We start from the raw sequence: 22,707 nt of genomic DNA, 5'->3' as shown, positions 1-22,707 counted from the left end.
CATCTTTCGTTGGTATACAAAAAATTCCACTCTGGGGCTACGCATGCTTACCCTGAACTCCCATCCGTCCGGCCGGCATTTCCTGCAGATTCCGGGGCCGACGAATGTGCCTGACCGCGTGCTGCGGGCCATCGATCAGCCCACCATCGACCATCGAGGGCCGGAATTCGGCGCGCTGGGGTTGGCCGTGCTGGCGGGAGTCAAGGAGGTCTTCCAGACGCAATCCCCCGTGGTCATTTTTCCGTCGTCGGGCACCGGCGCGTGGGAAGCGGCGCTGGTCAATACGCTGTCGCCGGGCGACCGGGTGCTGATGGTGGAAACCGGCCACTTCGCCAGCCTGTGGAAGAAGCTGGCGGGCCGCCTGGGGCTTGAGGTCGACTACATCGAAGGCGACTGGCGCCACCCCGTGGACGCCGCCGTGATCGGCGCGCGCCTTGCCGAAGACACGCAGCACCGCATCAAGGCCGTGTGCGTGGTGCATAACGAAACTTCGACGGGCGTCACCAGCGATATCGCCGCCGTGCGCGCCGCGATCGACCGCGCCGCGCATCCCGCGCTGCTGATGGTGGACACGATTTCGTCGCTGGGCTCGATCGACTACCGCCATGACGAATGGGGCGTGGACGTGACGGTGGCCGGCTCGCAAAAGGGCCTGATGCTGCCGCCCGGCCTGGCGTTCAATGCCGTCAGCGCGCGGGCGCTTGCCGCCGCCGACACCGCGCGCCTGCCGCGCGCCTACTGGGACTGGCGCGACATGCTGACCGCCAACGCCAAAGGCTATTTCCCGTATACGCCGTCGACCAACCTGCTGTACGGCCTGCACGAGGCCTTGGCCATGCTGCAAGCCGAAGGCCTGCCGCGTGTGTTCGCGCGGCACGAACGGCATGCGCGCGCCACGCGCCTGGCCGTGGCCGGATGGGGGCTGGAATTGCTAAGCCTGGATCCGGCCGCACACAGCCCCGCGCTGACCGCCGTGCTGATGCCCGATGGCCACGGCGCGGACGCGCTGCGCAAGACAATCCTGGACCGCTTCGACATGTCGTTGGGGCAGGGCCTGGGCAAGCTGACCGACCGGGTCTTTCGCATCGGCCATCTTGGCCACTTCAATGACCTGACCCTGTGCGGCACCCTGGCAGGCGTCGAGATGGGTCTGGCCGCCGCCGGCGTGCCGCACCGCGCAGGCGGCATGCAGGCCGCAATGGAATTCCTGGCCCGCACGCCCGAAGGCGCCACGGCCTGACACACCACAATAACGAGGGAAGCAATGAACACGCTTATGCAGCAGGCGATCCAGTTCGCCAATGAACACGAATCCACCTGGGACCGCAGCGTCAAGGGAAATTTCGGCGTGCACCTGAACGATCCGCCGCCCTGGAACCGCCTGCTGGGGCCGATCCATGACCGCGGCCCGGTATCGGGTGTGGTCGTGGTCGACGGCAAGACCGTCGCGTCCTGGGGCGAGCCCGAGCGTGCCGACCTGACCTTCAGCGTGGCCAAGCTGTATCTGGCGATCCTGGCGGGCGTGGCGCACGACCGCGGCCTGCTGCCCGATGTGGACGAGCCCGTCGGCAAGCGGGTGCCCGGCATCGGTTTCGACGAAGGCCAGAACGCCGACATCACGTGGCGTCACCTGTTGCAGCAGACCAGCGAATGGGAAGGCGAGCGCTTCGGCGTGTCGGACCAGGCGGACCGCTATCGCGCCGTCACGTTCGGCGTGCCGCCCGATGGCAAGAAGGGCGACGCGCGCCCCTTGCAGCGCCCCGGTACCTACTGGGAATACAACGACGTGCGCATCAACCAGCTGTCCTACGCGCTGCTGCACTTGTTCCGCAAGCCGCTGCCGGACGTGTTCCGCGAAGCCGTCACGCGCCCCATCGGCGCGAGCGAAGACTGGCAATGGGTGGGCTACGACACCGCCTGGGTCGAGATCGACGGCCAGCGCATGCCATCGGTGCCGGGCGGATCCCATTGGGGCGGCGGCATGTCCATCAGCGCGCGCGACCAGGCGCTGATCGGCCAGATGCTGCTGAACGACGGCCAGGCAAACGGCAAGCAGATCCTGTCGCGGGAATGGATTCAAGCGATGCGCACGCCCTGCGCCATCGCGCCGTATTACGGCTACCTGATCTGGCTGAACCACGAAGGCCGCGTGTTCCCCAGCGTGCCGGCCAGCAGCTTCTTCGGCGTGGGCGCGGGCAGTTCGTTTACCTGGGTGGAGCCCGAGCGCAAGATGGTGGTGATCGTGCGCTGGCTGAATTCCGCCCATGCGGATGCACTGTTCGGCAAGATCCTTGCAGCGGTGGACGCGCCACAGGCGTAACATTCTGACCTCTTACCGACCAAGGAATGAAGCCATGAACTACCGCCGACTGGGAACCAGCAATCTGCGCGTTTCGCCGCTATGCCTGGGCACCATGATGTTCGGAGAACAGACGCCTGATGACGAGGCGGCGCGCATTGTCGCGTCGGCGCGCGACCATGGCTTGAATTTCATCGATACGGCCGACGTCTACAACGAAGGCCGTTCGGAAGAGGTGGTGGGCAAGCTGCTGCAAGGGCAGCGCCACGACTGGGTGCTGGCCAGCAAGATCGGCAATCCGGTGGGCAAGGGCCCGAACCAGGCCCATTATTCGCGCCAGTGGCTGATGCGCGGCGTGGAGCAAAGCCTCTCGCGCCTGGGCACGGATTTCATGGACATCCTGTACCTGCATCGCGACTACCACGAGGAAAACCTGGAAGAAGCGCTGTGGGCGCTGGGCGACCTGATCCGCGCGGGCAAGCTGCGCAGCTTCGGCCTGTCGAACTTCCGCGGGTGGCGCATTGCCGAGGTCATGCGCCTCGCCGAAAAGCTGGGCGTGCCGCAACCGGTGGTGTGCCAGCCGTACTACAACATGCTCAATCGCGGTCCGGAAGTGGAAATCCTGCCCGCCTGCAAGCATTACGGGCTGGGCGTGGTGCCGTACAGCCCCATCGCGCGCGGCGTGCTCACGGGCAAGTACCTGCCCGGCCAGGCGCCGGCGGCCGATACCCGTGCCGGGCGTGGCGACCGCCGCATCCTGGCTACCGAATTCCGTGAAGAGTCCCTGCAGATCGCGCAGCAGCTGGTTCAGCACAGCGCGGCGCGCGGCGTGCAGCCGGGCCACTTCGCCACCGCCTGGGTGCTGGCCAATCCGGTCATCACGAGCGTGATCGCCGGCCCGCGCACGATGGCGCAGATGGACGACTACTATGCGGCGCTGGACGTGAAGATCACGGCGGAAGACGAAGCCGTCGTGGACGGCTGGGTGACGCCTGGCCATGCGTCGACGCACGGCTACAACGACCCGAACTACCCGTTCTACGGGCGGCCGGTAGCCGCTGCATAAAGGTATTCCGGGAACGCGCCTCAGGCCGGGGCGCGCACCGGTTCGGCAGCAATGCCGTGCAGCATCATCTGCTCGACCACGGACGCAATGCCCAGGCGGGCGACGCGTCCGCGGCGTTCGGCGTCCACCATGCTGGTCAGCACGCCGAACAACATCTCCGTCAGCGCCGCCGCCGTCATGTCCACGCGGAAGGCGCCTTCGCGCTGCCCCCGCAGGAAGAACGCGTCCAGCGATTCCTGATACCCCGACCAGCTGTTCATGATGTCGGGCTGCTGCTCGTTGTCGGGCTTCCAGTTGTACATCAGGAAAGCCGTCAATTCCTTGTGCGCCAGATTCTGATGGATCAGGTTGCGCAGCGCCTCTTGCGGCGGCGCCGTATCCAGATGCGAGTCCGCCAGCGCCTTCTTCATGACGTGGGCGCAATGCGTCGTGAGTCGCAGGACCAGCTGGTCCCGCGTCTGACAGAAGCGGTATAGCGTCGCTTTGCTCACGCCCACGGCTTTGGCCAGTTCCTGCAGGGTGCCCCTGGGCTGGTCGACCATTGCCATCGCCAACGCCACCAGAAGTTTTTCGTGCCCCGCCTCGTCAGACATTTTCTGCCCCCGTTCTGTCATGGAACTTGATCATGCGCTATTGAATCATGCGTGATTCACTTTGTACAAACTTTGGCGAAGTTGGCAAGTAAAAACTTGTTAAGCGCCGTGCAATCAACTTCACAGAACCAAATGAATCGTTATTGATTCAAATTAAGCAATCGGGTAGCATCAGCGACTTGTTGAATTCAGGACGCCGCGGGCGGGGGTTGCTATGTTGAAGAATCAGACCAGGTGGCAATGGCCCCTGACGGCGTTGGTGATGTCGATCGTTTTGGCTGGTTGCGGGGCTGGAGAGGACGCGCATTCGCAGGCGTCCGAGCCCCGCGCCGTGCAGGTGCTGGCGGTGCAACCCGAACGCTACGCGCTGACCAGCGCGTTGCCGGGGCGGGTGGAACCCATGCGGGTGGCGGAAGTGCGTGCCCGCGTGGCGGGCATCGTGCTTAGCCGCAATTTCGAGGAAGGCGCCGACGTGAAGGCGGGTGACGTGCTGTTCCGCATTGATCCGGCGCCGTTCAAGGCGGCGTTGTCGCGCGCCCAGGGCGAACTGGCCAAGGCGGATGCCGCCGTGTCGGACGCCCAGGCCATCGTCAAGCGCTATACGCCGCTGGTCAAGATCGAAGCCGTGAGCCAGCAGGACTTCGACACCGCCACCACCACGCTCAAGAGCGCCCAGGCCGCGCGCCGCTCGGCGCAGGCCGACGTGGAAACCGCGCAATTGAACCTGGACTACGCCACGGTCAAGGCGCCGATTTCGGGGCGCATCGGCCGCGCCCAGGTCACCGAAGGCGCGCTGGTGGGTCAGAACGAGGCCACGGTCATGGCGAAGATCCAGCAACTGGACCCGATCTACGTGGACTTCACCCAGCCTGTCGCGGACATGCTGCGCATGCGCGCCGCGCTGCAGGACGGCAGCCTGGGGCAGGGCGAGGGCGCCGCCATTTCCCTCACCATCGACGGCACCGACCAGAAGCGCAACGGGCGCCTGCTGTTTTCGGACATCGCGGTGGACCGGACCACGGGGCAGGTGTCCGTGCGCGGCGAATTCGCCAACCCCGACGTGTTGCTGCTGCCGGGCATGTACGTGCGCGTGCAGACGCGGCAAGGGGTGGACCCCGAAGCTATCCTGGTGCCGCAGCGCGCCGTGCTGCGCAGCACCGACGGCAAGCCGCAGGTGATGGTGGTGGGCAAGGACGAGGTCGTGGAGTCCCGCCTGGTGCAGACCGGCACGATGCGCGGCGGCGACTGGCACATCGTGGAGGGCCTGAACGCGGGCGACCGCGTCATCGTGGGCGGCGTCAACGCCGCCGTGCCCGGCCAGAAAGTCAGCGTGACGCCGGCGGCCGAGCCCAAGGTCGCGGCCGCTGGCAAGGCGTCCGCCTCTGCCGCGAACTGACCGTCCACCCGCGCACCCCATGCCTTCGCAAGGATAGATCATGTCCAAGTTTTTCATTGGCCGCCCCAATTTCGCGTGGGTGGTGGCCATCTTCATTTCGCTGGCGGGCTTGTTGGCGATTCCGTCGCTGCCGGTCTCGCAGTTTCCGGTGGTGGCGCCGCCCCAGGTGACCATCGCCGCCGTGTACCCGGGCGCCTCCGCCTCGGTGCTGGTCGATTCGGTGACGAGCGTCATCGAAGAAGAGCTGAACGGCGCCAAGCACATGCTGTACTACGAGTCGTCCAGCAGCTCCAGCGGCAGCGCGGAAATCACCGTCACGTTCGAGCCGGGCACGGACCCCGACCTGGCCCAGGTCGACGTGCAAAACCGCATCAAGAAGGCGGAAGCCCGCCTGCCGTCCGCCGTGACGCAGCAGGGCCTGCAGGTCGAGCAGGCCAGCTCGAACTTCCTGATGATCTACGCCCTGACCTACAAGGGCGACGACGCACACAAGGACGTGGTGGGCCTGTCGGACTACGCGGCGCGCCATATCAACAACGAAATCCGTCGCGTCGACGGCGTGGGCAAGGTGCAGTTCTTCGGCGCCGAAGCCGCCATGCGGGTGTGGATCGACCCGCAGAAGTTGCTGGGCCTGGGCCTGTCGGTGGCCGACGTCAATGCCGCCATCGCCGCCCAGAACGTGCAGGTGCCGGCAGGCAGCTTCGGCAGCCGTCCCGGTTCGGCCGAGCAGGAACTGACGGCCACCCTGGCCGTGAAAGGCATGCTGGATTCGCCGGAAGAATTCGGCAGGATCGTGCTGCGCGCCAACGACGACGGCTCGTCCGTGCACCTGGCCGACGTGGCGCGCCTGGAAGTGGGCCGCCAGAGCTACGACTTTGAAACGCGCCTGAATGGCAAGAAGTCGGTCGGCGCGGCGGTGCAGCTGGCGCCCGGCGCCAATGCGATCGATACGGTCAAGGCCGTGAAGGCGCGTCTGCAGGAGCTGTCCGCCTCGTTCCCGGAAGACGTGGAATTCTCGGTGCCGTTCGACACGTCGCGTTTTGTCAGCGTGGCAATTGAAAAGGTCGTGCACACGCTGCTTGAGGCGATGGTGCTGGTCTTCCTGGTGATGTTCCTGTTCCTGCAGAACATCCGCTACACGCTGATCCCCACGATCGTGGTGCCCGTGTGCCTGTTGGGCACGTTCGCGGTGATGTCCGTGCTGGGCTTCTCGGTGAACATGATGACGATGTTCGGCATGGTGCTGGCGATCGGCATCCTGGTGGACGACGCCATCGTGGTGGTCGAGAACGTGGAACGCATCATGGCCGAAGAAGGCTTGCCGCCGCGCGAGGCCACGATCAAGGCGATGGAGCAGGTGTCGGGCGCCATCGTCGGCATCACGCTGGTGCTGTCCGCCGTGTTCCTGCCGCTGGCGTTCATGAGCGGTTCGGTCGGCGTGATCTACCAGCAGTTCTCGCTGTCGCTGGCAGTGTCGATCCTGTTCTCCGGCTTCCTGGCGCTGACGTTCACGCCCGCCCTGTGCGCCACGTTCCTAAAGCCCATCCCCAAGGGCCATCACGATGAAAAGAAAGGATTTTTCGGCTGGTTCAACCGCAGCTTCAACCACCTGACCGGGCGCTTCGAGGCGCTGAACACGCGGCTGGTCAAGCGCACCGGCCGCTACATGGTGATCTACGTGGCGATCGTGGCGGTGCTGGGCGTGCTGTATGTGCGCGTGCCGGAATCGTTCGTGCCGCCGGAAGACCAGGGTTATGTGATCGTCGACGTCCAGTTGCCGCCCGGGGCCACCCACACCCGCACCGACAAGGTCGTGGCGGACGTCGAGCAGCACCTGATGTCGCTGGACGCGATGGGCGACGCCTTCACGGTGATGGGCTTCAGCTTTTCGGGCACGGGCCAGAACGCCGGCATCGCGTTCCCGACGCTGAAGGACTGGTCCGAGCGCGGCAAGGGCCAGGCCGCCAGCGACGTGGCCAACAGCGTGAACGCGCGCTTTGCGGCCATCGACGATGGTTCGATCATGGCGGTGAACCCGCCGCCCATCGACGGCCTGGGTAACTCCGGCGGCTTCGCGCTGCGCCTGCAAGACCGCGGCGGCCTGGGCCGCGCGGCCCTGACGGATGCGCGCAACCAGCTGCTGGCCAAGGCCAACAGTTCGCCGGTAATCGCCTACGCCATGATGGAAGGCCTGGCCGACGCGCCGCAGTTGCGCCTGGACATCGACCGCCAGAAGGCGGAAGCGCTGGGCATCGGGTTCGACACGATCAGCACGGCGATCTCGTCGGCCTACGGGTCCGCCACCATCAACGACTTCGCCAACGCCGGGCGCTTGCAGCGCGTGGTGGTGCAGGCGGACGTGCGCGACCGCATGACGCCCGAGAGCATCCTGATGCTGAACGTGCGCAACAAGTCGGGCGGCATGGTCCCGCTGAGCGCGTTCGTCCAGACCAGTTGGGAGAACGGCCCGGTGCAGATCTCGCGCTACAACGGTTATCCGGCGTTCAAGATCGCGGGCGACGCGATGCCCGGGCGCAGCACCGGCGAGGCGATGGCCGAGATCGAGCGCATCGTGTCGGAACTGCCCAGCGGCATCGGCTATGAATGGACGGGCCTGTCCTACCAGGAGAAGTTCGCCGGGGCGCAGGCGCCGATGCTGTTCGCGCTGGCGTTCCTGGTGGTGTTCCTTTTGATGGTCGCCCTGTATGAAAGCTGGGCCATCCCCGCGTCCGTCATGTTGATCGTGCCGATCGGCGCGCTCGGGTCGGTGCTGGCGGTAACGGTGCTGGGCATGTCGAACGACGTGTACTTCAAGGTCGGCCTCATCACCATCATCGGGCTGGCGGCCAAGAACGCGATCCTGATCGTGGAGTTCGCCAAGAGCCTGCGCGAGCAGGGCCATTCGCTGATGGACGCCGCCATCCAGGCCGCCAAGCTGCGCTTCCGCCCCATTGTGATGACGTCGCTGGCGTTCATCCTGGGCGTGGTGCCGCTGGCGTTGGCCAGCGGCGCGGGCGCCGCCAGCCAGCGTGCCCTGGGCGTGGGCGTGATTGGCGGCATGCTGACCGCCACGCTGCTGGGCGTGATCTTCGTGCCCATCTTCTTTGTGTGGGTGCTGTCGCTGGTGTCGAAGCAACGCGGCCGGCCGGCATCCGAACCCTTGCCGGCCCCGCGCACGGCCGAGGAGTAAGACTCATGATGCAAACCTTTTTCCCCTTGCGCCTGGGCGCCCTGGCGCTGAGCGCGGTGCTGGCGGGATGCTCGCTGGCGCCGGTGCACCAGCGGCCCGATGCGCCGATTCCCGCGCAGTATCCGGCGCAGTTCAATCAGCCGGCCGCAACGGCCGCGCCGTCGGCGGCGGCTACGCTGGACTGGCAGTCGTTCGTGACCGATGCGCCGCTGCGGCAGCTGGTGGCGCTGGCGCTTGAGAACAACCGCGACCTGCGCCAGGCAGTGCTGAACATCGAAGCGGCGCGGGCGCAGTACCGGATCGAACGCGCGGACCGCCTGCCGGGCATCAACGCCCAAGGCACGGGCACGCGCCAACGGGTGCCGGGCGACTTGAGCAGTACCGGCAGCGCCGGCGTGCAAAGCACCTACCAGGCGGGAATCGGGCTGACCTCGTTCGAGATCGATCTGTTCGGTCGCGTGCGCAGCCTGTCGGACGCCGCGTTGCAGGAATACCTGGCAACCGAGGAAACCGCGCACAGCACGCGGATCAGCCTGGTGGCCGAAGTGATCCAGGCCTATCTGACGCGCGACAGCGCGCAGCGCCGCCTGCTGGTCACGCGCCAGACGCTGGCCAGCCGCGAATCGTCGCTGGAACTGATCGTCAAGCGGCGCCAGGCCGGCGCGGCCACGGCGCTGGATTACCAGGAGGCGCTGGGCTTGACCGAGCAGGCGCGGGCGGAACTGGAGCGCATGGACCGCGAAGTGCGGCAGGCCGGCAACGCGCTGGCGCTGCTGGTGGGCGTGAACGACCTGGGACCCTACCTGCCGCAGCAACTGGCGGCTTCCCCCGTGCTGCTGCAAGAAATCGCGGCGGGCGCGCCCTCTGAACTGCTGGAGCGCCGGCCCGACATCCTGGCAGCCGAGCATCAGCTGCAGTCGCGCAACGCCAGCATCGGTGCCGCGCGGGCGGCGTTCTTTCCCAGCATTTCGCTGACCGGCCTGTTCGGATCGTCCAGCGCCGACCTATCCAACCTGTTCGACGGCGGCCAGCGCGCCTGGTCGTTCACGCCGCAGATCACGCTGCCGATCTTCGCGGGCGGCCGCAATACCGCCAACCTGGATCTGTCGCACGTGCGTAAGGACATTGCGGTCGCGGCCTACGAAAAGACCATCCAGACGGCGTTCAAGGAAGTGGCCGACGCGTTGGCGGCCACCGACACCCTGCGGCGCGAGGAGGCGTCGCGCCGGGCCTTGGCCGAGTCCAGCCTGGAAGCCATGCGCCTGTCGGAAGCCCGCTACCGTGGCGGCGTGGATAGCCATCTGCGTTACCTGGACGCTCAGCGCAGCGCGTTTACCGACCAGCTGAGCTATATCGAGGTCAGCACCCAGCGCCAGATGGCCCTGGCAAGCCTGTTCAAGGCCTTGGGCGGCGGCTGGCCGGGCGAACGGCCGCCGGTCGCGGCTGCCGGAGCCGGGGAGGGATGATTTAGCCCTATTTTCCAAAATCTCGATAAAAGATATTGACGTCGAGATTTATGCTGCTTATCGTAGAAAAAAAGCGCCGCCAGAGAGCCGGCTGCCATTCCCTGGCTTTTCGCCGGCGGCAGGCGCACGAGGAGACAAGCAGTGATACGTCCAAGCGACAGCCGGCCGTGCCGGCAGTTATCCCGCGCGGCGTCCCCGCGTGCCGGGCGTGCGCAGGCGGCACGCGGCGCCGGGTTCTTGCGTTCGTGGTTACGGCGTGCCTGGGGCGGTCTGGCCGCTTGCGCGGCGCTGGCGGTCGCGGTGCCCGCCAGTGCGGCCGATTGGCCCGCCCGGCCGATGACCATTGTGGTCAACGGCGGGCCGGGCAGCCTGCCTGACCTGTTCGCGCGGCCGCTGGCCGAACGGTTGCATAACGCATTCGGCCAGCCTGTCGTCGTTGAAAACAAGCCCGGCGCGGGCGGTCTGCTGGCCATGCAGCAACTGAAGTCGGCGCCCGCCGACGGATACACGCTGGCGCTCGTCACCAACGCCCATCTGGTGTGGAACCCCTACATCTTTCCCGCGCTGACGTATGACCCGGTGCGCGATGTAGTACCAGTCAGTCCGCTGGCCGTCATCCCCATGGCGCTGACGGTCAACGACAAGGTGCCGGCGCAGTCGCTGGCGCAGTTGTTCGCGCTGGCTCGCCAGCAGCCGGGCCGGCTGAACTATGCGTCTTCGGGCAACGGCAGCCCGCCACATGTGCTGTTCGAAATGCTGCGCGAACAGGCCGGCGTGGACATCATGCACGTGCCGTTCAAGACGGGTACGGGCGCGCTCAATTCGGTGCTTGCCGGCGATACGCAGATGTATTTCGCCGGCACCGCGCTGGTCGAACCGATGGTCAAGGAAGGGCGCCTGCGCGTGCTGGCCATCAGCGACGCGGTGCCCGATGCCGCCTTTGGCCGCGCGCCGACGCTGGCGCAGCAGGACTTCCGCGGCTTCGAAGGCGCGGTGTGGCTTGGGCTGGCCGCGCGTGCGGGCACGCCGGAAGCCATCGTCAAGCGCCTGAACGCCGAGATCGGCCGCGCGCAGCAGGACGGCGCCATGCGCCAGATGTACGCCAGCCACGGCTCGCTGCCGTACCATCTGGAGGCCAGCGCCTTCGCGCAGCGCGTCGCCGACGAGCGCGAGGCCACCGGCCCCGTGCTGCGCAAGCTGGGCATCAAGCCCGATTGATCCTCATCCTTTCCCTCCAACCCTGGAATCAACGGCTCCCTGCGGGGAGCCGGCACCGGTAGCCATGAACCTGATTGAAGAGATTGTTGAAAACGCCCCCGCCATTCGAGACGTCCGGCGCGACATCCACGCCCATCCCGAACTGGCATTCGAGGAGAACCGCACTGCGCAACGGGTGGCCGAGCTGCTGGAGAGCTGGGGCATCGAGCTGCACCGGGGCTTCGGCAAGACGGGCCTGGTAGGCGTGATCCGCAACGGCACCTCGTCGCGCACACTGGGGCTGCGCGCCGACATGGACGCGCTGCCCATGCAGGAAGCGAACCAGTTCGCGCACGCCAGCAAGCACGCGGGCGTGATGCACGCCTGCGGCCATGATGGCCACACCGCCATGCTGCTGGGCGCGGCCCAGTACCTGGCGCGCCACCGCAATTTCGACGGCACCGTCTACCTGATCTTCCAGCCCGCTGAAGAACGCGGCGGCGGCGCGCGCGAGATGATGCGCGACGGCCTGTTCGAGAAATTTCCGATGGAGGCCGTGTTCGGCATGCACAACATGCCGGGCATCCCGGAGGGCTGTTTCGCGTCGTCGCCGGGCCCGGTGCTGGCATCCAACAGCGAGTTCCACGTGACCATACGCGGCAAGGGGGGCCATGCCGCCATGCCGCACCTGGCCATCGATCCGATCCCGGCGGCCGGCCAGATGATCGAGGCCTTCCAGACCATCATCAGCCGCAACAAGAAGCCGCTTGAGACGGCCGTCATTTCCGTGACCACGCTGCGGGCGGGCGAGGCCGTCAACGTCATCCCCGACACCTGCGAACTGGGCGGCACGGTGCGCGCCTACACCGCCGAGACGCTGGACCTGATCGAGCGGCGCATGGGTGAGGTGGCGCAGCACGTGGCCGCGATGTTCGGCGCCGAATGCGATTTCGTCTTCACGCGCCACTATCCGTCCACGATCAACCACGAGGCCGAGACGGCCTTCATGCGCGAAGCGCTGGCCCAGGTGGTCGGCCAGGAGCGCTTGCTGGCGCAGACGCCCATCATGGCGGCGGAAGACTTCTCCTTCATGCTGGAAGCGGTGCCCGGCAGCTATTGCTTCATCGGCAATGGCGATGGCGGACACCGCGAGCTGGGCCACGGCGAGGGGCCGTGCCTGGTCCACAACACCAGCTACGACTTCAACGACGCGCTGCTGCCGATTGGCGCCAGCGCGTTCGTGAAGCTGGCCGAAGCCTGGTTCGCGAGGCTGCCGCGCGCCTGAGTACGGCGCCTCACCCCTCGCTCAGGCCTTGCGCAACCCCGCCCGGGGCAGGGGCGCCGCCGGGTGGCTGGCGGGCTCGTCCGCCGGCCGGCCGCGCCCGATCAGCCATGCGCACAGCGCCGACACCACCCCGGCAAACAGCACATACAGGCAGATCAGCCACGGCTGGCCGCCGCCGGTCTTGAGCAGGGCGGTGGCAATGATGGGCGTGATGCCCGAGGCGAAAATGCCCGAGAACTGGTAGACGAACGATATACCGGTGTATCGCACCTTGGCGTCGAAAAGCTCGCAGAACAGGGCGGCCTCGGGGCCATAGATGGCGGCGTAGAAAATGCCGAACGGGATGATGATCGCCAGCCAGATCAGCATCACGCTGCCTTCGCTGTGCAGCATCAGCCAGAAGCCCGGGAAGGACGCCGCGGCGGTGATCAGCGATCCCCAGAAATAGACGCGGGTGCGGCCGATGCGGTCGGACAATCTGCCGAAGAAGGGGATGAAGAAGCACATCACCAGGGCCGCGGCCATCACGCCCGTCAGCGCTTCGGTTCGCGTGATCTGCACGGTTTGCGTCAGGTACGAGATCGAGAACACGCCGAACACGTTGAAGAACACGCCGTCGATGTAGCGGGCGCCCATGCCCTTGAAGACGTTGCCCGGGTAGCGCTTGAGCATGTCGAAGAAGGGAATGCGGCTTTCGGCGTTGCTTTCCTTGACCGCGGTGAACTCGGGCGTTTCCTTGATGTTCAGGCGGATGTACATGCCCACCAGCACCATGGCGGCCGACGCCAGGAAGGCGATGCGCCAGCCCCAGGCCATGAACTGCTCGTCGGTCAGCAAGGTGGACAGCAGCGCCACGGTGCCGGAGGCCAGGCACAGGCCGATCGCCAGCCCGATCTGCGGCAGCGACGCGTAGAAGCCCTTCTTGCCCGGCGGCGCGTACTCATACGCCATCAGCACCGCGCCGCCCCATTCGCCGCCCAGGCCGATGCCCTGGAACACGCGCAGCAGCAGCAACAGGATGGGCGCCCAGACGCCGATGCTGTCGTAGGTGGGCACCAGGCCGATGAGGAATGTGGACACGCCCATGATCATCAGCGTCATCACCAGCATGCTTTTCCTGCCGATGCGGTCGCCGAAATGGCCGAAGATCAGGCCGCCGAGCGGCCGCGTCACGAAGCCCACGGCGAACGTGGTGTAGGCCAGCATGGTCGAGACCAGCGGGTCGCCGGTGGGAAAGTACAGCTTGTTGAATACGATGCCCGCCACGACACCGTAGAGGAAAAAGTCGTACCACTCGATCGTGGCGCCGATCAGCGACGCGGTGACGACACGGCGTACTGCGGCTTCGTTCTGCTTGGCCATTCCAGTCTCCTTTGATGGGGGGGGCGGGGCACTCTGCGTTGCCGCTCGCCATGCTTTCCTGCGGGGGTTACACGTGCCTTACGCGGCGACCAGTTCGGCCTGCCGCCGCGTTGCCTTCAGATCCTCCAGCATGAATCCGGCTGCGCGTTCGGCCAGCATCACGACAGGCACATTGGTGTTGCCGGAAACCAGCGTGGGCATGATGGAACAATCCACCACGCGCAGGCCGGCCACGCCGTGCACGCGCAGGCGCTCGTCCACCACGGCCATCGGATCGCTGCGCGGTCCCATCTTGGCGGTGCCGGAAGGATGGAAGATGGTGGCGCCGTACTCCCGGCAGAAGTGCAGGATCTCGTCATCCGTGCGCACGTCCGGCCCGGGGCGGAATTCGCGCTTCATCAATCCGGCCAGCGGTTCCGTCGCGGCCAGCGCGCGCGCATACTTGACCGCGGCGATCGTCATGCGCCGGTCCAATTCGGTGGACAGGTAATTGGGTTGCATGGAGGGCGCCTCGAATGGGTCCGCGCTGCGCAGCCGGACCTGGCCGCGCGAAGACGGGCGCAACTGGCAGACCGAATACGTGCAACCCGAAAACGGATGCACCTTGCCGCCGGCCAGGTCGGCCGACAGGGTCGCGAAATGGAACTGGGTGTCGGGCGTGCGGCTGGCGGGGTCCACCCGGCAGAACAGGCCGCCCTGGTTGATCCCGACGGCCAGCGGCCCACCGCGGAACAGCAGCCACTGCAGCCCCATGCGGGCGCGGCCACTCAGCGTGCGCAACTGGTCGTTGGTGGTGATGGGCCGCGTGGTTTCGTAGATCAGCCTGATCTGCAGGTGGTCCTGCAGGTTTTCGCCGACGCCCGGCAGATCCCGTACCACGCCGATGCCGAACTGCCGCAGCAGCGCGGCCGGCCCGACGCCGGACAGTTGCAGCAGTTGCGGCGATTGCAGCGCGCCCGCGCACAGCACCACCTCGCGCCGTGCGCGCAGCGTGCGCACCTGGCCGTCCTGCCGGTAGCGCACGCCGCAGGCGCGGCTGCCTTCGAACAGCACGGCCATCGTGTGGGCGCCGGTTTCCACGCGCAGATTGGGGCGCCCTTCGGCCGGGCGCAGATAGGCCACTGCCGTCGAGCAGCGCCAGCCATTGCGCGTGGTCAGCTGGTAATAGCCCACGCCTTCCTGGTCGCCCGTGTTGAAGTCCTGCACGTGCGGCACGCCCTGCGTGCCGGCCGCCGCGATCATGGCTTCTACCAGCGGATGAGGCGTTTTGATGGAGGTGGCGTTCAAGGGGCCGTCCACGCCTCGGGTGGGCCCCGCGCCCAGGTCGTTGTTTTCCAGCTTGCGGAAGGCCGGCAGGCAATCGTCCCAGCCCCATCCCGGGTTGCCGGCGTCGCGCCAAGCGTCGTAATCCTGCCGCTGGCCGCGAATGTAGATCAGCCCGTTGATGGCGCTGGATCCGCCCAGCGTGCGGCCGCGCGGCCAGTAGATGCGCCGGCCCAGCATGTTGGGATCGGGGTCGGTGTAATAGCCCCAGTTCACCACCTTGTGGAACATCGTCTTGCCATAGCCGATGGGGATATGTATCCACGGGGAGCGGTCCCTAGGGCCGGCTTCCAGCAGGCACACGGACAGTGCGCCGTCGGCGCTCAGCCGGTTGGCCATCACGCATCCGGCCGAGCCGGCGCCAACCACGATGACATCCACGGTGTCGGACATATTGCCTTGTCTCCCTGTTGTCGTCCGCCTGCGCCACGTCGGCGGGACGGCGCGTTTACCCTGCTTGCCGCGGCGGGGCGCACTTATATACTGGGTCGATCCCGGCAGCGCCCAGAGACGCTGCATTCGGCTGGGGATCTGTGGCGATTCTAGGAAGCGGGCGCGTCGCGCAAAGCACAACACGCGTGGGGGCGGCAAAATGGAACGGAACATGCAACTTCGGTTTCAAAATCGCAGTGCAGCATCGGTAGAGGCGCCTGCCGGCGCTTCCGGCGACACGCCCGCCGTGCAGCAGGAGGCCGCGCGTTCGCTGCGCGCCCTGGTGGTGCTGGAGCACTTGGCGCGGGCCCAACATCCGCCCACGCTGGCGCAATTGGCGCAGCGCCTGGACATGCCGAAGACCACGTTGATGCGCCTGTTGGCCGCCATGCAGCGTGCCGGCTTCGTGGCCGCCACGCCGACCGAACACGGCTTCGTGCCGGGGCCGCAGGCCACGTCACTGGCTTTGTCCACTTTGCGCGCCTCGGCGTTCACGCGGGCATGCCGCGCTGTGCTGGCGCAACTGGCCGGCACGCTGGGAGAAACCTGCAATTTGACGGCCCCGGACGGCGACCGCGTGATCTATATGGAACGGGTGGAAACCACCGAACCGCTGCGCCTGTTCTTCGCGGTGGGCAGCCACGTGCCGATGCACTGCACGGCAAGCGGCAAACTATTCCTGGCATCCATGAACCGGCTGGAGAGAGGCCGCGTGCTGGCCCGTTTGCCGCTCACGCGCAACACGCCGCGAACCTTGACCGATCCCACGTTGCTGGAAGAAGAATTGGATCGGTTGGCGGCGCGTGGCATTGGCATCGACAACGAGGAATTCGTGCGCGGCATGAGTGCCGTGGCGGTGCCGGTCAAGGATGCGGAAGACCGGGTAGTGGCGGCCGTGGCCTGCCACGCGCCCACCGCGCGCGTCATGCTGGATGACCTGCTGCGGGCGGTGCCAGTGTTGCAGCGCGCGGCGCAGTCGCTGCACGAGGTGCTGGCTCAGCATCGGCCCGGAGGCTGAGCCAGCGGTAGAAATCTATTCGAAGCGAAAATACTAATCTATAGAAATCAATCGCTTACCGAAAACGGTGCGTCGAATTTGCGCGCTTCAACAATATGTATGGAGCTTGACGCTAAAATTTGACCCGTAATTAAAGCTGCTGAAGCAGCGTTTTGAGGAAATGATGAATTTTTGGGTCCCTGTCGTCTTCGGTACGTTCAAGATCCTCGTGTTGGGCACGGGCATGTTTTTCGCCATCAAGTCTCATTACGATGGAGAAAAAAAGGAGAAGAAGGAAAAAGAGGTGAAAGCACCTCAGGAAGACCTCGCCGCGTAGCGCGTACGAGGCGACGCGCATCTCGGACTTATCGCAAGGGGCCTATCCCGATTGCGGTTTGTTGGATTGAGCAGCAGCGTCAGGCGCTCAGGAAGCGAATGACTTCGGCCCAATCGTTGGTCGACAGGGCGACGTCCTCGTAGTCGCCCTCTTCCTCGTCGTAGCGTGAAACGCAGAAGCGCTGGCTTCTGCCGGATTCGCGGTCGGCATAGTTGGCGTAGTCGATATAGACTTTCAAACCGCGCTCCTTGTTCTCGAATGAAGGAGCGGCATCGATGTAGCTCGACGTGTCGAAATACCCTTCGGGTATGGTCGGCAGGGTTGTGATATCGAAGTCGGGAAATTCGCGGCGCAGTCGTTCAAGGTTCATAAGGAAAGCATGTAGAGGCTGGAGGCCTGACATTTTACGTTGCTCAGTGTCAGTCGCCACAATGTCCCCGAAATAGAGTTTGGGTCAGCATTGCGCGAATTTGCGCAACGCCAGCATCCACACCCCCGCCGCCGCAACCCCCAGCGCAGTCAGCATCCATGCCTGGCCCGCCGCATCCATCAGCACGCCGGCCGCCAGCGGCGCCAGAATACGGGTCAGCGAGAACACACTGGACTGGATGCCGTAATCCAGCGCCTCCAAGCCGGGACGGGTATGCGACATCATCAGGCTGAACGCCAGCGCCGCGGTGGCGCCCATCGCGGCAGCGATGCCCATGGCGCAGGCAATCAGCACCGGCGGCGGGGCCTGCAGCCAGACCGCAATGGCGAGCGCCAGCAGGGCGGCGCAGCCGGCTGCCGCATGCCACGGCACCGTCACGGCGGGGCGCAAGCGCTTGCTGCCTCGCGCGGACAAGGCGCTGGCTACCGCGCCGACGGCGCCGCCTGCCACGCCCACCAGCCAGGCCACGCTTTCGGGTGCCAGCCCCTGATCCAGCAGCAGGGGCTTCAGATAGAACCAGCCTGACCCGATGAAGGGAAACAGCAACGCCAGCATGGGCAGCCAGCATCGGGTGCTATCCAGCCGGAAGTAGGCAGTGATGGACGCGAGGGCAAGGCGGTCATTGCCGGCAGCGGTAGACACCTCCGGCTCGCCGTCCTCTTTCACGAACGCCGTCAGCGCCGCGCCCAGCGCCAGCGCACCGGCCATGATGGCAAAGGGTGCCTGCCAGCCCCAGCGGGCTTGGGCGACCAGCATGAGGCCGCCGCCGGCGATGGCGCCCAGGCACAGGGCCATCGATCGGATGCCGCCTGCCCAGGCGCGGCTGGTCGCGGGCAGGACGCGGATCGCCAGCGCGTTGACCGGCACGTCGGCCCACGTGCCGGCCAGGGCCGCGGCCGCGGCCAAGGCGAACAACACGCGCCCATCGTCCAGCAAGTCGCGCCACCCCAACGCGCACAGCACCGCCGCATAGGCGGACAACAGGCCGACCGCCCAGATGCGATAGTTGCCACGCCGCCGTGCGGGCCGGTCCAGGGGCAGGGCGAAGAGGAACTTGAAGACGGTGGGCAGGCTGGCCAGCTGGAACAAGCCGATGGCCGTGCCGGACCAGCCGTGCTGCCGCAGCACCAGCGGCAAGCCCAGCCACAGGTACACACCCGGCGCCGTCAGCGCCAGGTTCAGCCAGCCGAACAGCGCTTGCCGCAGGCCGTTGCGCACGGCGGGGCTCATGCGGCAGCCTTGCGGGCCGACAACACGTGCAAGGGCGCCATCGGAAAGCGGTCCGAGTCAAAGCCGCGCACGTCCTGGTAGCCGCTGTCTTGCAGCATCCGGCCCAGTTCGCCTGCGCGGGTCACGCGGCGGCCCAGCAGCAGCATCGGCAGGTAGTAGGGCAGCATGCGTGCGGCGGCGCGGGCGTCGGCGGGGATCTCCGCGTGCGCCATGATCAGTTGCCCGCCCGGCGCCAGCGCGTCATGCATCTTGCGCAGCGTGGCGGCGGGGTCCGGCAGGAAATGCAGGACCGACGAGCACCAGATCAGGTCGTATGCCTGCCCGATCGGGTCCGCCGCCAGGTCGCCGCCGATCACCGTCATGCGGCTGCCTAAGCCGGCCTGCGCGATGTTCTCCTTTGCCACCGCGGCGGTCTCGGGCCAGTCGAACACCACGCCCGTGCTGTCGGGGCGGGCTTGAACCAGCGCGATGCCGATCAGCCCCGGGCCGCCTCCCAGGTCCAGGATGCGCCGGGCGTCGGCGGCGCCGGGCACGCAGGCGACGGCCTCGCGCGCCGCCGCCACGGCAATGGCGCGTTGCTCCTGCCCGATCTGCACGCGTGCCGCCTGGGCCCAGCCGGTGGCGTTGGTTTGCACGTAGGGCTCGGGCGGCGGGCTGTCCAGGTCCAGGAGTGCGTCCAGTTGTTCGCTGAAGTGCCAAAGCGAGCGGCGGCGATAGCGCCACGCGTCGGCGCAATAGCCGGGCTGGCCTTGGCAGAAATACTGTCGCGCCTGGGGTTGGCACCGGTAGCGCACCGGGTCGCCGTCAATGCGGTGCAGCAAGTCCAGGGTCCACAGCATGTCCAGCAGATGCGTGGTCTGGTCGGGGCGCAGGGTCAGGGCCTGCGCCACTTCCGCCGCGCTGGCCGGTTCGGTCAGGTGATCCAGCACGCCGCGTTCCAGCGCGGCGTCCAGCGCCGCCGCCTGGACAGACGCAGCGGCCAGGTTCCAATAGCGCTGCATGGGGTGGGTAAGGTCGGTATGCATGAGGGGTGGTCCTTGTTAGATGCGCCAGGTGAAGCGCAAGCCGGCTTCGCGCGGCGGGCTGTAGACGGTGACGATGCCGTTCTGATAGCCAACGGCGTCGTAGCGGCGGTTGGCCAGGTTGTTGACGTAGGCGGTGATCTCGACCTGGCGCACGGTGACGCCGGCGGCCAGGTTGACCAGGCCGTATCCGTTGCGGGAATAGCGGTTGGCGGCGTCCAGATAGACGCGGCCGGTGCCGGTCAGCGACGCCTGCGCATACCAGCCGGCGGGCGCGTCATAGCGCGCGCTGACGTAGCCGTTGATGCGCGGCGCAAAGGGATTCTGGTTGCCGCTGTAGTCCGCGGCGCCGTCCATGAAGCGCGAGAACCGTGTGCGGTTCAGGCCCAGCCCGGCCTGCGCCGACCAGCCGTCGCCCAACAGGTATTCCAATTCGAATTCCGCGCCGACGGAGCGAGCCGATGCGGCGTTGGTCACGTAGACCAGCCCGGGCAAGGGCATCTGCTGCACCTGCATGTTCTTGACCGTCATCACGTAGACGGCGCTGGAATAGCGCAGGCGGTTGCCGGGCAGCCAGCCCTTGGCGCCGATCTCGTAGGCGCGCAGCGTTTCGGGTTGATAGGGGGCGTAATTGGCGGCGGGCGAAAAGACGTTGAAGCCGCCTGCACGGAATCCGTCCGACACGGATACGTAGGCCTGCTGGCGTGGCGCGAACGCGTACTGCAGCGCGACGCGCGGGGTCACGCGGGTCCAGTCGGCACGGCGCTGCGTATCTCCTTCGGGACGGAAGCGGATCTCGTCGCGTTCGAGGCGCGCGCCGGCCTCGATCGTCCAGCGTTCTGCCAGCGGGACGGTCCAGTGCGTGAACGCGGCGGTGGAATTGCCGCGCAACTTGACCACGCTTTCCGTCAAGCCGCGCGGCATCTTCTGCGTATTGCGCAGGTCGTGGTCGTCGCCGTCCGCGTACAGGCCGACGAGCCAATGCGCGCGGTTCCAGTCGCCTTCCAGCCGCAGCTCTTGCGACAGGTTGCTGAACTGGTGGTCACGCTGGATATGCAACAGGTCGGCGGGCTGGAAATCGGTGTCTTGCTGGACCCGGTCGCGGAAATCGTTCCACGCGGTCAAGGAAGACAGGCGCAAGCCGGCATCGAAGTCATGCCGCACGGATAGCGATGCGCTGCGTCCGATGGACCGGTTCCAGCTGGGCGTGCCCGAGGCCACCGTGTCGCGCGGCGCGGTCGGCGCTCCCCACAGGGCCGCGCCGTCGCGGTAGTCCACTTGCGCGTACCGCAGCGTGGCGTCGGTGCGCGCGGACGGCGTCCAGCGCAACGCGATCTTGCCGTTGCGCACTTCACGGTCGTCTTCGCGCTGGCCGGTATAGGTGTTGTCGATGAAGCCGTTCTGGCTGCGCCAGGCGCCGGCGACGCTCGCGTACAGCCGGTCTTCGACTAAGGGTCCGCTCAGGTCGAAGCGCATCACGCGCAGGTCGCGGCTGCCGATTTCGGCCGAGATTTGGCCGCGCAAGGTGTTGTCGGGCTGGCGGGTGTGAATGTTGATCACACCGGCCTCGGCGTTACGTCCGTACAGGGTGGACTGCGGGCCGCGCAGCACTTCCACTCGGTCGATCGCCAGCAATGGGTCGTCATACCCTTGCGCCGTCAGCGTGGGCACGCCGTCCACGACCAGCAAGGTGGACGTGGAGAACGAGAAGAAGTTGGCGGACAGCCCGCGCATGACGGGCGAGTTCACGCCGGCCTGGCCGAAAGGCTGGAAGCTGAGTCCCGGTGTGATCGCTTGCAGGGACTCCACATTCTGGATGCCTTGCGCGTCGAGCATGTCGCCGTCGAAGACGGACAGGCTGGACGGCACGTCTTCCAGCGCGCGTTCCTGCTTGTCGGCGGTGACGGTGATGACGGGCAGTTCGGCGGGGGGCTGGGCGCGTGCGGCAGGCGCGGCGGCCATGCAAAGCAGGGCCCAGGCGATGGGCGTAAGAGGGCGGGGCTGGATCATCGGGCTTCCTGTGCGGACTCAAGCGGCCGCTATCCTTGTGCGGCCGTCCCGAAGATGGTATTTCTTTATGAGAACAACTATCATTCACATTCATATGCGTTCCGGATCCATCCGTATGCAAAACGGCGCCGGCACAGGAAGCCTTCATGGTCATGCGTGTTTCGTCCTTGCTTGCCCAACCGGGCAAGAGTCCCCGCCCAGGCTGGCGGCGCGTTGCCTTGCCCCACGAACTGGGCGATTGCCGCGCGGACCGGCTGGAGCTGGACGACGGCTTGACCCTGGTGCATTCGCAGTACACCCCGCAGCGCGACCTGATCGAAGAGAACGCAGCCGGCTATGGCGCGCGCACGCTGGTGATCACGCTGGCGATGCAGGGCGTGTCAGCCTACCGGGGCGCGGATGGCGCCGGCCTGGATTTCCGCGGCGGCCACACGACCGTCACCGCGTTTCAGCGCAGCCAGGGCGAGCGCCGCTATTCGGGCGGCGCCACCGTGTCGCAATTGCGCTTGCTGGTGGGCGAGCCGGTGCTGCGCCGCTATGCCGGCGAGGATCGCGCGGAAAGCCTGCTGGGCGCCGGGGGCTTGCGCTGCCTGTCGCAGGGCAGGACTACGCCCGAGCTGGCTGCCGCGGCTATGGAACTGGCGTCAGGCGTGGACCCTTTGGACGCGCACATCCGCGCGCTGACGTTGCTGTCCCGTCAATTGCGGGGCCTGGCGCCCGCGCCAGAAGCGGGGCGGCTTAGCCAGGCCGATATCGGCCGCTTGGAAGCCGCGCGGGCGTTGATGCAGGAACAGATGGACCGCGACCTGACCGTGCAGTACCTGTGCCTGGCCACGGGCTTGAACGAATTCAAGTTGAAGGAGGGGTTCCGCAAGCTCTACGGGACCAGTCCGCACCGGCTGCTGACGGAATTGCGGATGCGCCGGGCATGGGAACTGTTGGAAACCGGTTGCCAGGTGGCGCAGGCCGCGTATCGCGTGGGCTACCGGCATCCCGCCAATTTCAGCGCCGCGTTCACGCGCTTTCATGGCCGCGCGCCGAAATCCGTGTTCGGCAAGCGGCGCAGCTGACG

17 protein-coding genes are annotated in these 22,707 nt (G+C 66.7%); 10 read left to right on the top strand and 7 right to left on the bottom strand.

What is annotated here, in order from left to right:
• Positions 1–43: 43 nt before the first annotated feature.
• Genes AC27VE_RS17880 through AC27VE_RS17870 form a run of 3 tightly spaced genes read left to right on the top strand, consistent with a single transcriptional unit; the run spans position 44 to position 3,365 of the window.
• Positions 44–1,240 (top strand): pyridoxal-phosphate-dependent aminotransferase family protein, encoded by a 1,197-nt coding sequence (locus AC27VE_RS17880; RefSeq protein ID WP_488704593.1) that lies wholly within the window; start codon positions 44–46, stop codon positions 1,238–1,240.
• Positions 1,241–1,264: 24 nt separating this feature from the next.
• Positions 1,265–2,320, top strand: coding sequence for a serine hydrolase domain-containing protein (locus AC27VE_RS17875; RefSeq protein ID WP_234704787.1), 1,056 nt, complete (start codon positions 1,265–1,267; stop codon positions 2,318–2,320).
• 34 nt (positions 2,321–2,354) lie between these two features.
• Positions 2,355–3,365, top strand: a complete 1,011-nt coding sequence (locus AC27VE_RS17870) for an aldo/keto reductase (protein WP_488704592.1) — start codon at positions 2,355–2,357, stop codon at positions 3,363–3,365.
• A 20-nt stretch (positions 3,366–3,385) separates the two neighbouring features.
• On the opposite strand, the gene AC27VE_RS17865 is transcribed toward AC27VE_RS17870, so the two are convergent.
• Positions 3,386–3,958 carry a TetR/AcrR family transcriptional regulator gene (locus AC27VE_RS17865; protein ID WP_167389990.1) on the bottom strand — a complete coding sequence of 191 codons (573 nt, stop codon included), beginning with the start codon at positions 3,956–3,958 and terminating at the stop codon, positions 3,386–3,388.
• Positions 3,959–4,172: 214 nt separating this feature from the next.
• Here AC27VE_RS17865 and AC27VE_RS17860 point away from each other — a divergent pair, with 214 nt between their 5' ends.
• The 5 genes from AC27VE_RS17860 to AC27VE_RS17840 all read left to right on the top strand — a co-directional run bounded on the left by AC27VE_RS17860 (position 4,173) and on the right by AC27VE_RS17840 (position 12,492).
• Positions 4,173–5,354, top strand: a complete 1,182-nt coding sequence (locus AC27VE_RS17860) for an efflux RND transporter periplasmic adaptor subunit (protein WP_427961886.1) — start codon at positions 4,173–4,175, stop codon at positions 5,352–5,354.
• 40 nt (positions 5,355–5,394) lie between these two features.
• A complete protein-coding gene (locus tag AC27VE_RS17855; RefSeq protein WP_488704591.1) occupies positions 5,395–8,544 on the top strand; it encodes a multidrug efflux RND transporter permease subunit in 3,150 nt (1,049 codons plus the stop codon).
• A gap of 5 nt (positions 8,545–8,549) precedes the next feature.
• Positions 8,550–10,010 carry an efflux transporter outer membrane subunit gene (locus AC27VE_RS17850; RefSeq protein ID WP_488704590.1) on the top strand — a complete coding sequence of 487 codons (1,461 nt, stop codon included), beginning with the start codon at positions 8,550–8,552 and terminating at the stop codon, positions 10,008–10,010.
• A gap of 237 nt (positions 10,011–10,247) precedes the next feature.
• Positions 10,248–11,228, top strand: coding sequence for a Bug family tripartite tricarboxylate transporter substrate binding protein (locus AC27VE_RS17845; RefSeq protein WP_488704589.1), 981 nt, complete (start codon positions 10,248–10,250; stop codon positions 11,226–11,228).
• Between the two features lie 64 nt (positions 11,229–11,292).
• Positions 11,293–12,492: a M20 aminoacylase family protein gene (locus AC27VE_RS17840; RefSeq protein ID WP_488704588.1), complete on the top strand. Its 1,200-nt coding sequence runs from the start codon at positions 11,293–11,295 to the stop codon at positions 12,490–12,492.
• Positions 12,493–12,513: 21 nt separating this feature from the next.
• Here AC27VE_RS17840 and AC27VE_RS17835 read toward each other — a convergent pair whose 3' ends face one another.
• Together AC27VE_RS17835 and AC27VE_RS17830 are read right to left on the bottom strand one after the other, a co-directional pair.
• Positions 12,514–13,854 (bottom strand): MFS transporter, encoded by a 1,341-nt coding sequence (locus AC27VE_RS17835; protein WP_427961896.1) that lies wholly within the window; start codon positions 13,852–13,854, stop codon positions 12,514–12,516.
• A 78-nt stretch (positions 13,855–13,932) separates the two neighbouring features.
• Positions 13,933–15,570 carry a GMC family oxidoreductase gene (locus tag AC27VE_RS17830; RefSeq protein WP_427961898.1) on the bottom strand — a complete coding sequence of 546 codons (1,638 nt, stop codon included), beginning with the start codon at positions 15,568–15,570 and terminating at the stop codon, positions 13,933–13,935.
• Between the two features lie 199 nt (positions 15,571–15,769).
• Here AC27VE_RS17830 and AC27VE_RS17825 point away from each other — a divergent pair, with 199 nt between their 5' ends.
• Positions 15,770–16,627, top strand: a complete 858-nt coding sequence (locus AC27VE_RS17825) for an IclR family transcriptional regulator (RefSeq protein WP_488704587.1) — start codon at positions 15,770–15,772, stop codon at positions 16,625–16,627.
• 395 nt (positions 16,628–17,022) lie between these two features.
• Here the strand turns inward: AC27VE_RS17825 and AC27VE_RS17820 are convergent, their stop codons facing one another.
• From AC27VE_RS17820 to AC27VE_RS17805, 4 genes are all read right to left on the bottom strand, one after another.
• Positions 17,023–17,313, bottom strand: coding sequence for a hypothetical protein (locus AC27VE_RS17820; RefSeq protein WP_427957794.1), 291 nt, complete (start codon positions 17,311–17,313; stop codon positions 17,023–17,025).
• Between the two features lie 84 nt (positions 17,314–17,397).
• Positions 17,398–18,603, bottom strand: a complete 1,206-nt coding sequence (locus tag AC27VE_RS17815; protein ID WP_488704586.1) for an MFS transporter — start codon at positions 18,601–18,603, stop codon at positions 17,398–17,400.
• On the bottom strand, positions 18,600–19,628 hold the full coding sequence (locus AC27VE_RS17810) for a methyltransferase (RefSeq protein ID WP_488704585.1): 1,029 nt from the start codon (positions 19,626–19,628) through the stop codon (positions 18,600–18,602). Before AC27VE_RS17810 ends, AC27VE_RS17815 begins: the two co-directional genes overlap by 4 nt.
• A 15-nt stretch (positions 19,629–19,643) precedes the next feature.
• On the bottom strand, positions 19,644–21,635 hold the full coding sequence (locus tag AC27VE_RS17805) for a TonB-dependent receptor (protein WP_488704584.1): 1,992 nt from the start codon (positions 21,633–21,635) through the stop codon (positions 19,644–19,646).
• Positions 21,636–21,781: 146 nt separating this feature from the next.
• Between AC27VE_RS17805 and AC27VE_RS17800 the strand changes: the two genes are divergently transcribed.
• Positions 21,782–22,705, top strand: coding sequence for a helix-turn-helix domain-containing protein (locus tag AC27VE_RS17800; RefSeq protein WP_488704583.1), 924 nt, complete (start codon positions 21,782–21,784; stop codon positions 22,703–22,705).
• Positions 22,706–22,707: the final 2 nt, after the last annotated feature.

It is taken from the genome of Achromobacter sp. 18P8.1.1 (assembly GCF_057799415.1).
Note: the sequence above shows the minus strand (reverse complement) of the source record. Positions and strands in the feature narration are given on the sequence as shown.